At 69.3% G+C, this 14,881-nt stretch carries 12 protein-coding genes; 7 read left to right on the top strand and 5 right to left on the bottom strand.

Annotated elements, in window-relative coordinates; genetic code table 11:
• Positions 1 to 54: 54 nt before the first annotated feature.
• The 7 genes from ACGF5T_RS05785 (at position 55) to trxA (ending at position 9,990) form a co-directional block, all read left to right on the top strand.
• Positions 55 to 2,487, top strand: coding sequence for a DUF6049 family protein (locus ACGF5T_RS05785; RefSeq protein ID WP_366769124.1), 2,433 nt, complete (start codon positions 55 to 57; stop codon positions 2,485 to 2,487).
• A gap of 44 nt (positions 2,488 to 2,531) precedes the next feature.
• Entirely contained in the window at positions 2,532 to 4,961 is a 2,430-nt protein-coding gene (murJ, locus tag ACGF5T_RS05780; protein ID WP_361015965.1) for a murein biosynthesis integral membrane protein MurJ, read from the top strand.
• Between the two features lie 139 nt (positions 4,962 to 5,100).
• On the top strand, positions 5,101 to 6,819 hold the full coding sequence (locus ACGF5T_RS05775; RefSeq protein ID WP_356602644.1) for a protein kinase family protein: 1,719 nt from the start codon (positions 5,101 to 5,103) through the stop codon (positions 6,817 to 6,819).
• Positions 6,820 to 6,844: 25 nt separating this feature from the next.
• Positions 6,845 to 7,567 carry an RNA polymerase sigma factor SigM gene (gene sigM, locus ACGF5T_RS05770; protein ID WP_366769123.1) on the top strand — a complete coding sequence of 241 codons (723 nt, stop codon included), beginning with the start codon at positions 6,845 to 6,847 and terminating at the stop codon, positions 7,565 to 7,567.
• Between the two features lie 17 nt (positions 7,568 to 7,584).
• Positions 7,585 to 8,472: a hypothetical protein gene (locus ACGF5T_RS05765; RefSeq protein ID WP_361016083.1), complete on the top strand. Its 888-nt coding sequence runs from the start codon at positions 7,585 to 7,587 to the stop codon at positions 8,470 to 8,472.
• A 171-nt stretch (positions 8,473 to 8,643) separates the two neighbouring features.
• On the top strand, positions 8,644 to 9,612 hold the full coding sequence (gene trxB, locus ACGF5T_RS05760) for a thioredoxin-disulfide reductase (protein WP_356602640.1): 969 nt from the start codon (positions 8,644 to 8,646) through the stop codon (positions 9,610 to 9,612).
• Between the two features lie 45 nt (positions 9,613 to 9,657).
• Positions 9,658 to 9,990 carry a thioredoxin gene (gene trxA / locus ACGF5T_RS05755; RefSeq protein ID WP_063482508.1) on the top strand — a complete coding sequence of 111 codons (333 nt, stop codon included), beginning with the start codon at positions 9,658 to 9,660 and terminating at the stop codon, positions 9,988 to 9,990.
• Between the two features lie 83 nt (positions 9,991 to 10,073).
• Here the strand turns inward: trxA and ACGF5T_RS05750 are convergent, their stop codons facing one another.
• The 5 genes from ACGF5T_RS05750 to ACGF5T_RS05730 form a co-directional block, all read right to left on the bottom strand.
• Positions 10,074 to 10,691: a GNAT family N-acetyltransferase gene (locus ACGF5T_RS05750; RefSeq protein ID WP_361015970.1), complete on the bottom strand. Its 618-nt coding sequence runs from the start codon at positions 10,689 to 10,691 to the stop codon at positions 10,074 to 10,076.
• Between the two features lie 343 nt (positions 10,692 to 11,034).
• Positions 11,035 to 12,132, bottom strand: a complete 1,098-nt coding sequence (locus tag ACGF5T_RS05745; RefSeq protein WP_366769122.1) for a ParB/RepB/Spo0J family partition protein — start codon at positions 12,130 to 12,132, stop codon at positions 11,035 to 11,037.
• A complete protein-coding gene (locus tag ACGF5T_RS05740; protein ID WP_162492156.1) occupies positions 12,129 to 13,202 on the bottom strand; it encodes a ParA family protein in 1,074 nt (357 codons plus the stop codon). The genes ACGF5T_RS05745 and ACGF5T_RS05740 overlap by 4 nt, the downstream gene beginning before the upstream one ends.
• Positions 13,203 to 13,512: 310 nt before the next feature.
• The gene (rsmG, locus tag ACGF5T_RS05735) at positions 13,513 to 14,232 is read right to left on the bottom strand and encodes a 16S rRNA (guanine(527)-N(7))-methyltransferase RsmG (RefSeq protein WP_356602635.1); all 720 of its coding nucleotides are present in this window, start codon (positions 14,230 to 14,232) and stop codon (positions 13,513 to 13,515) included.
• Between the two features lie 124 nt (positions 14,233 to 14,356).
• A complete protein-coding gene (locus ACGF5T_RS05730) occupies positions 14,357 to 14,869 on the bottom strand; it encodes a R3H domain-containing nucleic acid-binding protein (RefSeq protein ID WP_356602634.1) in 513 nt (170 codons plus the stop codon).
• Between the last annotated feature and the right edge of the window lie 12 nt (positions 14,870 to 14,881).

Below are 14,881 nucleotides of genomic sequence, written 5' to 3'. Positions count from 1 at the left end.
TGCGTGGACGCACATTCCGACGACCACTGACGACGACGAGGGACGGGCGAGCGCGTGGCCGAGGCGGCAGACTTCCAGGGGACCAGTCCCTCACCTGCCCGCCGGTGGCTCAGGCGCACCACGGCGCTGCTCGCCGGTGCGCCCCTGCTGACCGGCCTGGTCCAGTTGCCGACGGCCGGCCCGGCGCACGCCGAGGGCCAGTCCTCCGCCACGGCCGACGCCGAGGCGGGCTCCGTGGCCGTGGCGGTCGACTCGCTCACCCCTTCGGCGCCCACGGACGGGGACACCGTGACCGTGTCGGGCACCGTGATCAACAACGGCAAGCAGACCGTCACCGACGCCCACGTCGGCCTGCGTCTGGGGGCCGAGGTCAACACCCGCTCGGCCGTCGACACGATCGCCAAGGAGAGCACCGATCTGCAGGGCGCCATCGCCCCGGAGATCGACGACAAGTACACCGAGAAGTTCGACAGACTCACTCCTGGTGTCGCCGAGCACTTCAACATCTCCGTGCCGGTCGACGACCTCGAACTGGGCGATGACGGTGTCTACGAGTTCGCCGTGTCACTCTCCGGCGAGACCTCCGCACAGCCGTGGGAGCAGATCCTCGGAATCCAGCGGACCTTCCTGCCCTGGCAGCCCGACCAGGCCGGCACCAAAACGAAGACGACGGCCTTGTGGCCGCTGATCTCCACCACGCACATGGCCGCCGAGACGGGGCCGAACGAGGAACAGACCCCGGTCCTCCTCAATGACGACCTGGCCAAGGAGATCTCCCCCGGCGGCCGGCTGAACCAGATGCTGACGCTGGGCAAGGATCTCGACGTCACCTGGGTGGTCGACCCGGACCTGCTGGCCTCCGTCGACGCGATGACCGGCAGCTACCGCGTCCGGGACGGCGAGAACACCGTCGCCGGAACCCATCAGGACGTCGCCAAGCAGTGGCTCGCCGACCTGCAGGACGCAGTGGCCGACAAGGAGGTCGTCGCCCTCCCCTTCGCCGACCCCGACCTGGCGTCCCTGGCCCACAACGGCACGAACGTCACCGGGTCGCTGAGCCAGCTGAAGAGCGCCACGGACGTCATCGAGGACACGGTCGGGCCAATCCTCCATGTGAAGCCGAGCACCGACTTCGCCTGGCCCGTGGACGGCGCCGTCGACCGGTCGATCGTCAAGGTCGCCACCTCCGCGGGCGCCGACAAGGTGATCGCCCGCAGTGACAGCCTCCAGGAGACCAACGACCTGCCGTACACGCCGTCCGCGGCCCGTCCCATCGGCGGCGGTACGACGGCCGTCGTCGCGGACGCCCGCATGTCCAAGGCGTTCGAGGGCGATCTGACGAAGGCGTCCGACTCCACGCTCGCCGTGCAGCGCTTCCTCGCCCAGAGCCTCGCGCTGGGCCTCCAGACCGACGACCAACGCAGCGTCGTCATCGCTCCGCAGCGCACGCCCTCCGGCAGCCAGGCCCGCGCTATGGCCGAGGCGCTGCGGACGCTGCAGGACGGCACCTGGTCCGAGTCCCAGGACATGGCGGCGGCCGCCGCGGCCAAGCCGGACCCGGGCGCCACCACGACGGTGCCGGGCAGCTCCTCCTACCCCTCGGCGCTGCGCAAGAAGGAACTGCCCCGGTCGGCGTTCGTGCAGATCGCGCGCACTCAGGACACCCTCGACAACTTCAAGGTCGTCCTGTCCAACCCCTCCCGAGTGGTGACCCCCTTCGGGCGCGCCCTGAACCGCGAGATGTCCGCGTCCTGGCGCGGCCGGGCCGCCGAGGCCGAGTCGTTCCGCGGTGGGGTCAAGGAGTACCTCGACGGACTGACCGACCGCGTCAGGCTCATCGACAAGTCGGAGACGAAGCTCTCCGGCCGCAGCGCCACGATCCCCGTGACCGTGCAGAACAACCTGGTGCAGGACGTCGGGCCCCTGGTCCTGCGGCTGACCTCGACGAACCCGACACGGCTCGAGATCGGCGGCGCCGACAACGAGGAGCAGCCGATCTCGGTCTCCGGTGGCCACAGCCAGTCGGTGAAGTTCACCACGTCGGCCAACGCCAACGGCCGTGCGACGGTGATCGCCCAGCTCTACACGATGGACGGCCGCAAGTACGGCGAGCCCGTCACCTTCGACGTGAAGGTCACCGAGATCACGGCGACCGTGATGCTCGTCATCGGCGGCGGTGTCCTGTTGCTCGTCCTCGCCGGCTTCCGCATGTACACGCAGCGCAAGCGGGCCGCTGCCCGCGAGGAGGACACGCCGGGCCCGGACGCCGCGGCGAGCGCCGAGGACCACGGCGAGTCCGAGGGGCCCGAGGAGGCGACGGAGCCCGAGGACGGCCGGGAGAACCGGGAGGGCTCCAACGAGCGTCTCAAGGACGCGCCCGAGGCACACCCCCGGGCAGGCGACCCGGAGCAGCCGAGTGACCCGACACCGGACACCGCAGCGGAAAGCGCCGACCCGTCCGGCACGGGTGAGAGAGTGGACCGTTGAGGATGTCGTGGCCGGTCGGCCCGGGACGATGAGGTGGGGTAACCATGAACGCGCCGTACGACGGTGACCGCGGTCAGACCGTGGACGGCTCGGGTCACTCCGAGGGTCCGCCGCCCGACCCCGGCCAGACGCCGCAGCCGCCCGCGGACATGTACCTCCAGGACGCCTACGACCAGGACCCCTACCGGGCGCAGGACCTCTCCGCCCAGGACCCGGTCTCCGAGGCGCTCTACGACCGCGCCGCGCACCCGCCGCCCCCGCCGGGCGCGTACCCTCCGCAGCAGCCGCTGTACTCCCAGCCGTCCCAGTCGCCCTACGCACCCGACCCGCGCGTCTGGGCCCAGACACCGGCCCCGGAACCGGAGGGCCCGACGCAGTACCTGCCCTACGGCGACGATCCGCGGACCACCCAGTTCGTCGGCGTCGACGACCTGGTCACCCAGGCCGGTGAGCAGCGCCACGAGCCGGATGCCTTCGCCCACCTCTTCCGCGACCAGCAGCAGGGAGGCGGCCACCCCTCCTACGACGACCACGCGTCCGTACCCGCGCCTGCTCCGGCACCGGGGCAGTACGGCGGAACACCGGGACCCGGGCAGTACGGCGGAACAGCGGGGCAGGGCCAGTACGGCGGCCCTCAGGGACCCGACCCGTACGGAAACGCCCCGGCCCCCGCCCCGTACGCCAATCCCGCTCCGGCACAGGGCCACTACGGCGGTCCCACGCCGGCACCCGGGCAGCACGCGGCGCCGGCACCGGGCCAGTACGCCGTCGCTCCCACGCCCGAAGCCGCCGAGGCCCCCCTTCAGGAACCTGAGCCCACCCCCGCGCCCGCGCCCAAGAAGGGCGGGCGTGCGGGAGGCCTGCTGAAGTCGAGCGCCGTGATGGCCGCGGGCACGATGGTGTCGCGACTCACCGGTTTCATCCGCTCGGCGCTGATCGTCTCCGCGCTGGGCGTCGGCCTGCTGGGTGACACCTTCCAGGTCGCCTACCAGCTGCCGACCATGATCTACATCCTCACCGTCGGTGGCGGCCTCAACTCGGTCTTCGTGCCGCAGTTGGTGCGTGCCATGAAGGACGACGCCGACGGTGGCGAGGCCTTCGCCAACCGCCTGCTGACCCTCGTCATGGTGGCACTCGGTGCTCTCACCGTGATCACGGTCTTCGCCGCGCCGCTGCTGATCCGGCTCCTGTCCAACCCCGTCGCCAGCGATCCGGCCGCGAACGAGGTGGGCATCACCTTCGTCCGCTACTTCCTGCCCTCGATCTTCTTCATGGGGCTCCACGTGGTGATGGGGCAGATCCTCAACGCCCGCGGCAGGTTCGGCGCGATGATGTGGACCCCGGTCCTGAACAACATCGTCATCATCGTGACCCTGGGGATGTTCATCTGGGTCTACGGCACCGCCGAAAGCTCGGGGATGAAGGTCACGAGCATCCCTCCGGAGGGGGAGCGGCTGCTCGGCATCGGGGTGCTGCTGGGCCTCGTCGTACAGGCCCTGGCCATGATCCCGTACCTGCGAGAGACGGGGTTCCGGGTCCGGCCGCGCTTCGACTGGAAGGGCCACGGTCTCGGCAAGGCCATCACCCTGGCGAAGTGGACGGTCCTCTTCGTCCTCGCCAACCAGGCGGGCGCCATGATCGTCATTCAGCTCTCCACCGCTGCGGGCAAGGCCTCGCCCGTCGACGGCACCGGCTTCGCCGCCTACGCCAACGCGCAGCTGATCTGGGGCCTGCCGCAAGCCATCATCACCGTCTCCCTGATGGCCGCCCTGCTGCCCCGCATCTCCCGCTCGGCCTCGGAGGACGACGGCGGTGCGGTCCGGGACGACATCTCCCAGGGCCTGCGCACCACGGCCGTCGCCATCGTGCCCGTCTCCTTCGGTTTCCTCGCGCTCGGCATCCCGATGTGCACGCTCATGTTCGGCTCCTCGGGTACCAGCGAGGCCACCAACATGGGCTACATGCTGATGGCCTTCGGCCTCGGCCTCATCCCCTACTCGGTGCAGTACGTCGTCCTGCGCGCCTTCTACGCCTACGAGGACACCCGGACGCCCTTCTACAACACGGTCATCGTGGCGGTGGTCAACGCCGTGGCCTCGGCCCTGTGTTACTTCCTGCTGCCCTCCCGCTGGGCCGTCGTCGGTATGGCCGCCTCCTACGGCCTCGCCTACGTGATCGGCGTCGGCATCGCCTGGCGCAGGCTGCGCAAGCGGCTCGGCGGGGACCTGGACGGCGCTCGGGTCCTGCGGACCTACGCCCGCCTGTGCATCGCGTCCGTTCCGGCGGCCCTGCTCAGCGGCGCGGCCTGCTACGCGATCAGCAGGTCGCTCGGCCAGGGCGCCGTGGGCTCACTGGCCGCGCTGCTGGCCGGCGGGTTGCTGCTGTTCGGCGTCTTCTTCGTCGCCGCCCGCCGCATGCGCATCGAGGAAGTCAACTCGCTGGTCGGTATGGTGCGCGGACGCCTGGGACGCTGAGGCCCGGGGTAGGCGCACAACCATCGTCCGCCGCCGTGTGTCGTGCATAGCGGCGGACTGTGGGCACAATTGGGTTCGGCGTCGGACTGCGCGCATCGGAGTCGGTCGGCGCGCATCGAATGGGGAGGCAGGAACGACGGTGGCGGAACGGAGCACAGCTGCCGTCGACGTGGCAGACAACAGTGGTGACGAGCCGCTGACCGCGGAGACGGACCAGTCCACGGCCGACGGGGTGGCCAACAACCGGGAGCGGGACACGGACAGCGACGAGGCACAGGGGAGTCCGACGAGCGAGGAGTCAGGCAAGCCCTCGCCTCTCGAACTGCACAGCGGGCACAAGCTCGCCAGACGCTACCGCCTCGAGGAATGCGTCACCCGTCTGGACGGCTTCAGCAGTTGGCGGGCCGTCGACGAGAAGCTCCGCCGCGCGGTCGGCGTCCACATCCTTCCGTCGGACCACGTGCGCGCCCGCTCCGTGCTGGCCGCGGCACGATCCTCCGCCCTGCTCGGCGATCCCCGCTTCGTCCAGGTGCTCGACGCCGTCGAGGACAACGACCTGGTCTACGTCGTGCACGAATGGCTCCCCGACGCCACCGAACTGACCGCGCTCCTCGCCTCCGGACCGCTGGAGGTGTACGACGCCTACCAGATGGTCAGTCAGGTCGCGTCCGCCATGGCGGCCGCCCACCGCGAGGGACTCGCCCATCTGCGCCTGAGCCCGACCGCGGTGCTGCGGACATCGACGGGCCAATGGCGGATCCGCGGCCTCGCCGTCAACGCCGCCCTGCGCGGCATCAGTTCCGAAGCCCCCCAGCGGACCGACACCGAGGCCATCGGCGCCCTGCTGTACGCCACGCTCACCCAGCGCTGGCCCTACGAGAGCGACGCCCACGGCCTGGCCGGTCTGCCGAAGGACATCGGCCTGATCCCGCCGGACCAGGTGCGCGCGGGTGTCCACCGCGGCCTGTCCGAGCTCGCCATGCGGGCGCTCGCCAACGACGGTGCCACCGCCTCCCGGCACGAGTCCCCGTGCACCACGCCGGAGGAACTGGTGAAGGCGATCAGCGAGATGCCCCGCATCCGGCCGCCGGAGCCGACGTACACCGCTCCGCCCACGTATCAGCGCACGGCCTACCAGCAGGGTGCCTACGGCCGTCAGGCACCGCATCCCGGTGTGACCCAGCCGGTGCCCTCGCCTCCGCCCCCTCTGCAGAGCCGTACCGGCAGGGCACTGAAGTGGAGCGTCTCCGCCCTACTCATCGCCGCGCTCGGTCTCGGCAGCTGGCAGCTCGCGGACGCGCTCATGGAGCGGGGCGGCAAAGCCGACGACCAGAACCAGACGCAGACGGTGGACGGGGACGACAAGAGCGACGACCAGACCAAGCCGGTCAAGCCGATCAGCGTTCAAGGCGCCCAGGAGTACATCGCCGAGGGCCAGGCACAGGCGCCGGGTGACGTGGCCAAAACCTACGACGGCGACAGCTCCACCTTCTGGCGCACGAAGCGCTACAACGAAGGCCCGACGCTCGCGCCGTACAAGCCCGGCGTCGGCATCGTCTACGACCTCGGTTCCCCCCAGGAGGTCTCGGCGGCGACCATAAGTCTCCGCTATGCGGGTGATCACACGGCTGTGCACCTGTACGCCACCGACTCCCTGTCACCCTCGACCGGGATCGACGGAATGCAGGAGATCGGAACCGCCACGGCCACGGGCACCTCGCTCACGCTCCAGGCATCGAAGCCGCTCAAGTCCCAGTACGTCCTGCTGTGGATCACCGCAGTGCCCAATGCTCCCTCGGACGGCTACAGCGGCGCCGGGTACAAGCAGGCCATCACTGATGTGACGTTCAAGGGCTGAGCACGGACGCGAGGGAGGGGGTCCGATGGCGGATGACACCGTGTACGGCGACACCAGCGATCAGGATCTCCTGGCCCACCACGTCGAAGGTGACCCCGAGGCCTTCGGTGAGCTCGTGCGCCGGCACCGTGACCGTCTCTGGGCGGTGGCCCTGCGGACTCTGGGAGACCGCGAGGAGGCCGCCGATGCCGTGCAGGACGCCCTGGTCTCCGCCTACCGGGCCGCCCACACCTTCCGCGGGCAGGCCGCCGTCACCACCTGGCTGCACCGGATCACGGTGAACGCCTGCCTGGACCGTGCCCGCAAGGCCGCTTCCCGGAAGACTGCGCCCGTCGACGACACCGAGCGCCTGGAGCAGCTCCTGGAGCCGCACGAGTCGGCCGCGGCGCCCGCCGAGCGCAACGACCTGCACCGCCAGCTCCTGGAAGCCCTGGGCACTCTGCCGGCCGATCAACGGGCGGCCCTCGTCCTGGTGGACATGCAGGGCTACCCCGTCGCCGAGGCGGCCCGGATCCTCGACGTGCCGACCGGCACGATCAAGAGCCGGTGTGCCCGTGGCCGGGCGAGGCTCCTGCCACTGCTCACCCACCTGCGTCCGGACGGCGGCGAGACCGGGAAGACCACCGCGGAACGGAACCGGACGCAGGGGACATCCGTCCCACCCGCAGCGGGACCCGGCCGTGCTGGCTCCCCGGACACGGACCAGACTGATGCGGCAGCAGTGAAGGGCGGAGGTGGACGAGCGTGACGTCGTCGACGACAGACATGGCCGGGCACCCGGACGTCGCGGAGATCTCCGACCTCGCCGAGGGCCTCCTCCCGCCCTCGCGGACCACGGATCTACGACGGCACCTGGAGACCTGCGATCTCTGCGCGGACGTCTACGCCTCACTGGAGGAGATCCAGGGGCTGCTCGGAACGCTCCCAGGGCCGTCACGGATGCCCGACGACGTGGCCGGCCGTATCGACGCCGCCCTCGCGGCCGAGGCACTGCTGAGCGCCTCAGCGCCCGACCTCCCGGAGAGTGCGGCTTCCGCCCCGTCGCCCGGGCACGCCGACCGTGGCGACGACAGCGCGCGCGTTTCACGTGAAACATCGGCATCAGGAAGCCGACCCGCCGGGCACGCCCGTCCCTCCGCCACCGGTCCCGGCCGTAAGCAACGCCGGAGCAGCGGACGGCGCAGGATCGCCCTTCTCGGGGCGGTGGCCGCCGCTGCCGCCATCGGGCTCGGTTCCGTGATCGTCTCCTCGGTGACCGGGGAGAACCCGTCCGACAGCACCGCCCTCGCGGACACCTTCTCCGAGGGAAAGCTGAAGGCAGAGGTCACCGGCCTGATCGCGGACGAGCCGGACGCCCAGAGTGGGCCGCGCACGCCGCGCAGCTTCGGAATGGAATCCGAGACCGGCACCGAGAACCGCGTGTTCAAGCAACCGGCGGTCCCCGAGTGCGTACAGAAAGGCATCGGCCGCGACGACCCGGCACTCGCCACCAAGGAAGGCGTCTACAAGGGCAAGGAAGCCCTTCTCGTGGTGCTGCCCGACGCCGCCAACGACAGCAGGGTCACCGCCTACATCGTTGAGTCCAGCTGTGTGGATCAGCCTGCCGTCAGCAAGGCCGAGGTCCTTCTCACCCATTCGTACGCGCGTTCTTGAACGTCTGGCGAGCCCCGGCAGCGGTTCCTTCCTCCATGCCAAGGCCCTCGGCTCCGTGTACCCGGACACAGCGGGAATGCGCGCCCCGTAGGATCCGTTGGGTGGGATGAGAGCTCCGAGAGAAGCTCCGCCCGGCCCTGAAGACGCAGTCCAGAGACGAGGAATGAAGCCGTGAGCGACGTCCGAAACGTGATCATCATCGGCTCCGGGCCCGCCGGCTACACGGCGGCGCTCTACACCGCACGCGCGTCGCTGAAGCCGCTGGTGTTCGAGGGCGCCGTCACTGCGGGCGGTGCGCTGATGAACACCACCGAGGTGGAGAACTTCCCGGGCTTCCAGGACGGCATCATGGGCCCCGAGCTCATGGACAACATGCGTGCGCAGGCGGAGCGCTTCGGCGCCGAGCTGATCCCCGACGATGTCGTGGCCGTCGACCTGACCGGTGAGATCAAGACCGTCACCGACACCGCGGGCACGGTGCACCAGGCCAAGGCCGTCATCGTCACCACCGGCTCCCAGCACCGCAAGCTGGGCCTGCCGAACGAGGACGCCCTGTCCGGTCGCGGCGTCTCCTGGTGCGCGACCTGTGACGGCTTCTTCTTCAAGGACCAGGACATCGCCGTCATCGGTGGCGGTGACACCGCGATGGAGGAAGCCACGTTCCTCTCCCGCTTCGCGAAGTCGGTGACGATCGTCCACCGCCGTGACACGCTGCGCGCCTCCAAGGCCATGCAGGAGCGTGCCTTCGCCGACCCCAAGATCAAGTTTGTCTGGGACAGCGAGGTGGCCGAGGTCCAGGGCGACCAGAAGCTGGCAAGCCTGAAGCTGCGCAACGTCAAGACCGGCGAGCTCTCGGATCTGGCGGTGACCGGCCTGTTCATCGCGATCGGCCATGACCCGCGCACCGAGCTCTTCAAGGGCCAGCTCGAACTGGACCCGGAGGGCTACCTCAAGGTCGAAGCCCCGTCGACCCGTACCAACCTGACCGGTGTCTTCGGCGCCGGTGACGTGGTCGACCACACCTACCGCCAAGCGATCACCGCCGCCGGCACCGGGTGCTCCGCCGCCCTCGACGCCGAGCGCTTCCTCGCCGCGCTCAGCGACGAGGACAAGGCCGAGCCCGAGAAGACCGCCGTCTGACCTCCGTTCTCTTCCCGCACGCACCAACCAGTTAAGGAGCCCGCCGTGGCCGGCACCCTGAAGCAAGTGACCGACGATTCCTTCGAGCAGGACGTTCTCAAGAGCGACAAGCCCGTCCTGGTGGACTTCTGGGCCGCCTGGTGCGGTCCGTGCCGCCAGATCGCGCCGTCCCTCGAGGCGATCGCCGCCGAGTACGGCGACAAGATCGAGATCGTCAAGCTGAACATCGACGAGAACCCGGGTACGGCCGCCAAGTACGGCGTCATGTCCATCCCGACCCTGAACGTGTACCAGGGTGGCGAGGTCGCCAAGACCATCGTCGGTGCGAAGCCGAAGGCCGCGATCGTCCGCGATCTTGAGGACTTCATCGCCGACTGACGTTTCACGTGAAACACGGAGGGGCCGATCCAGACGGGTCGGCCCCTCCGCTGTGCGGCCCCGTTCTCGGCACCGCTCCTCCGTTACAGCGGCCTCAGCACCGGTTCCTTCTGTACGGCCCCCAGGAGGCGGTCCAAGGCCATCTCCACGTCTTCCTTCCACGACAGCGTGGACCGGAGATCCAGCCGCATCCGGGGATGGCCGGGATGGGGCCGAACCGTCTTGAAGCCCACTGCCAGCAGATGATCGGCCGGCAGGAGGCAAGCGGGCTCCTTCCAGCGAGCGTCTCCGAACGCCTCGATCGCCTTGAAGCCCCGCCGCAGCAGATCCTTGGCCACCGTCTGCACCAGGACCCGACCCAATCCCTGCCCCTGGTACCCCGGCATCACGAACGCCGTGATCAGCTGCACCGCGTCGGGCGAGACAGGACTCGTAGGAAAGGCCGTCGAACGCGGCACGTACGCCGGAGGGGCGTAGAGCACGTAGCCCACCGGCACCTCGTCGACGTAGACCACTCGGCCGCATGATCCCCAGTCCAGCAGGACGGCGGAGATCCAGGACTCCTTTTCCAGCGCCGTCGTGCCCGTCTTTACCGCGGCTTCGCCGCTGACGGGGTCCAGTTCCCAGAAGACACACGAGCGACAGCGCTGGGGAAGATCCTGAAGGTTGTCCAGCGTGAGCGGTACGAGCCGGCGCCCCATGAAGGCTGTTCCTCGCTTCCTTCGCCCGCAGCAACGCGGGCAGCTGTCAGAGCGCTCCGTTCCCTGAGCAGGCTGCCGAAGAACCCACCCACTGCGGCCAGCCCCAAGCCCGCGCCCACCAGTCCGGTGCGGCTCATCGTTCGCATGTCCCCTGCCTTCGTCTCAGAGGTACCGCCAGGTGATTGCGCCATCCCGATCGCATCGTATCCACGATGCGATGACCCCGACACCGACGCAAAGCAAAGGGCGGACCGTGTTCCCGGTACACACGCACCGGACACGGTCCGCCCTGTCGGCAGGAGCCCCGCTGGGCAGTGCTGGGCAGGGTTCCCCTACCCGAGCCTCAGGAGTCGAGATCCTCGGCTTCGCCCTCCAGCAGCCCCTTCTGCAGCACGGGGCCCTCACCAGGAGCGAGGCTCCCCAGAATCCGCTCCAGGTCCTCCATGGAGGCGAACTCGACGGTGATCTTGCCCTTCTTCTGCCCCAGGTCGACCTTCACCCGTGTCTCGAAACGGTCCGAGAGCCGTGTCGCCAGGTCGGAGAGTGCCGGGGACACGAGGGAGCCGGCCCTCGGGCCCTTCGCCCGTTGCGGCTTCTGCGGACGGGAACCCATCAGGGTGACGATCTCCTCGACCGCCCGCACCGACAGCCCTTCGGCCACGATGCGATGCGCCAGCCGCTCCTGCTCCTCCGAGTCCTCGACGGAGAGCAGCGCCCGCGCGTGGCCGGCGGACAGTACCCCGGCGGCCACCCGGTTCTGAACCTTCGGCGAGAGCTTCAGCAACCGCAGTGTGTTGGAGACCTGCGGGCGAGAGCGGCCGATGCGGTCGGCCAGCTGATCATGGGTGCAGTTGAAGTCCTTGAGCAGCTGATCGTAGGCTGCGGCCTCTTCCAGCGGGTTCAGCTGGGCCCGGTGCAGGTTCTCCAGGAGCGCATCCAGGAGGAGCTTCTCGTCCTCCGTGGCACGCACGATCGCCGGGATCGCCTCCAGTCCTGCCTCACGGCAGGCCCGCCAGCGGCGCTCACCCATGATGAGCTCGTAGCGCTCCGGACCCACCGGCCGAACGACGACAGGCTGGAGAAGACCGACTTCCTTGATGGAAGTGACCAGCTCGGCCAGTGCATCGCTGTCGAAGACCACACGGGGTTGATGCGGGTTCGGCGTGATGGCGTCCAGCGGGATCTCAGCGAAGTGAGCCCCCGGAGGGGGGGCGGGGGCTTCCATTGCGCCCCATACCGACGGCTCCTCCGTTTCACGTGAAACCGGCGGCAGCGTGGCCACCTTTGCCGCAGCCACCCCACGGTCGCTCGGCAGCAGGGGCACCGACGGGGATACGGAAGCCGCATTCCCCAGGGCCGCCGATGCCACCGACTTCTCCGTCGGAGCGTTGGGGATCAGTGCGCCCAGACCACGGCCCAACCCCCTCCGTCGCTCACTCACTGGATCCCCTCCACCATGCTCGGGTCGTTCTGTGCACCGATGTGGGCGTGCGTCGCTTCATAGCTGACGCCCACACCCTTCAACGCGATCTCGCGTGCCGCCTCCAGATAGGAGAGGGCACCACTCGATCCTGGATCGTAGGTCAGTACCGTCTGTCCATAGCTCGGGGCCTCGGAGATACGAACGGAGCGGGGAATGCTCGTCCTCAGCACCTCTTCACCGAAGTGGCTGCGCACCTCGTCGGCCACCTGGGACGCGAGCCGCGTCCGGCCGTCGTACATGGTGAGCAGGATCGTCGAGACATGCAGGGTGGGATTGAGATGGCCCCGGACGAGGTCGACGTTGCGCAGCAGCTGCCCCAGCCCTTCCAGTGCGTAGTACTCGCACTGGATCGGGATCAGGACTTCCTGGCCCGCCACGAGCGCGTTGACCGTCAGCAGGCCCAGGGAGGGCGGGCAGTCGATGAGGATGTAGTCCAGCGGCTGCTCGTACGCCTGGATCGCCCGCTGCAGACGGCTCTCTCGTGCCACCAAGGACACCAGCTCGATCTCCGCACCGGCGAGATCGATCGTGGCGGGGGCACAGAAGAGGCCTTCGACGTCGGGAACCGGTTGGACCACCTCCGAAAGGGGCCTGCTCTCGACCAGGACGTCGTAGATGGAGGGGACGTCCGCATGGTGGTCGATACCCAGCGCAGTGGAGGCGTTTCCCTGCGGGTCGAGGTCGACGACCAGGACTCTGGCGCCGTGCAGGGCCAGCGACGCGGCAAGGTTGACGGTCGTCGTCGTCTTGCCCACACCGCCCTTCTGGTTGGCGACCACCATGACCCTGGTCTGCTCCGGGCGCGGCAGGCCCTCGCCGGCGCGCCCCAGAGCCTCCACCGCCAGCTGGGCAGCGCGACCGATCGGAGTGTCGTCCATCGGAGGCGGTGTTTCACGTGAAACATCCGCCCCCATCGACTCGGTACGGGGACCGGGGACCGGATCGGTCATCGGTCCCGCGATATTGGCGTCGGACCGCAAGGATTCACTCTCCTCGACTTCAGGCTCGCAATGAACAGAGCCTCCCATGTCTTCGGGGTCATGAACCAGTGAGGCCTGGTCTTCTGTGGAGAAATCCACCTCTGTGGACAACTCCGTACCCTCTCCGAGCGACCCGAGAGGCTTTCGGTCGCGGGGATCGGCCGCAGCGCGGCCGCGACTGATGATGCCGTGCAGCAGTGAGCGACGTTTCACGTGAAACACGATGCACAGTGGCTGAGGCCGAACAGTCGCGACACTCCGGCATGGCAGTGTCGGGCAGGCTGTGTGGAGTAGAGGCGGCCATCGAGGCGTACCAACGCCTCTATGCTCTTGATCGCAGCCTGAGCGACTCCGGCGCTCAGCCGCGCCGCCGCCGTGCGCGTCCCGTCCGGGCCGCCTTGGCCCGCTTGGCGGCGAACCGCACGCCTCCGGGGCTCTCCCCGACCTCGACCCGCACCACGGTGGACATGGGGTCCACGACGCCTTCTCCCACCTGCAGGATGGACGTCTCCACCGCACCCAGCTTGGTCAGCGCCGCAGCCGAGGCCTTCAGCTCCTCCTCGGCCGTGTCGCCCTTGAGGGCGAGCATCTCGCCGTACGGGCGCAGCAGCGGGATTCCCCAGGTGGCGAGGCGGTCGAGCGGAGCAACAGCGCGGGCCGTCACCACGTGCACCGGCTGCAACTTGCCCATGACCTCCTCGGCCCGGCCGCGCACGACGGTGACATGGTCCAGGCCCAGCAGCTCCACGACCTCCGTCAGGAAGTTCGTGCGCCGCAGCAGGGGCTCCAGAAGGGTGATCTTCAGGTCGTCCCGTACGAGCGCCAGCGGAATGCCAGGCAGGCCCGCACCCGAACCGACGTCACACACCGTGACGCCCTCGGGCACGACCTCGGAAAGCACCGCGCAGTTCAGCAGATGCCGCTCCCACAGGCGGGGAACCTCGCGTGGCCCGATCAGGCCACGCTTCACCCCCGCTTCGGCGAGCAGCTCCGCGTAGCGGACCGCGTCCGCGTAGCGATCGCCGAACACGTCGTGTGCCTTGTCGGGCGCAGGGGGGAGCTCCGCTGCCTCCGTCACGGGGACCGTCCTTCCGTACGACACCGGCGCACCAGTCGCCGCTACCAGAACCACCAGAACTATCAGGCTGACAAAATTCGGCCCCGCCTGCGCAACAGACGGGGCCGGAGAACGTGAGGACCGATCAGGCGGGAAGCACGACGACGAAGCGCTCCGGCTCCTCGCCCTCGGACTCGCTGCGCAGCCCCGCGGCCTTGACCGCGTCGTGCACGACCTTGCGCTCGAAGGGCGTCATGGGCTTCATGCGCACGGACTCGCCGCTGCTCCTGACCTCGGCCGCGGCCTTGGCTCCCAGCTCGGACAGCTCGGCGCGCTTCGTGGCCCGGTGGCCGGCGATGTCGAGCATCAGACGGCTGCGGTCGCCGGTCTCCCGGTGCACGGCCAGGCGCGTGAGCTCCTGCAGGGCCTCCAGCACCTCGCCGTCCCGGCCGACGAGCTTCAGCAGGTCACGGCTGTTCGTGTCGCTGATGATCGAGACGGACGCACGGTCGGCCTCGACGTCCATGTCGATGTCGCCGTCGAGGTCGGCGATGTCGAGCAGACCCTCCAGGTAGTCCGCAGCGATCTCGCCCTCCTGCTCGAGGCGCGTCAGGGTGTCTGCGCCCTCGGCGGCGGCGGAGGTGGTGCCTTCCGTCACGGGATGGACTCC

Source organism: Streptomyces sp. NPDC047853 (assembly GCF_043204535.1).
GTDB lineage: Bacteria > Actinomycetota > Actinomycetes > Streptomycetales > Streptomycetaceae > Streptomyces.
Note: the sequence above shows the minus strand (reverse complement) of the source record. Positions and strands in the feature narration are given on the sequence as shown.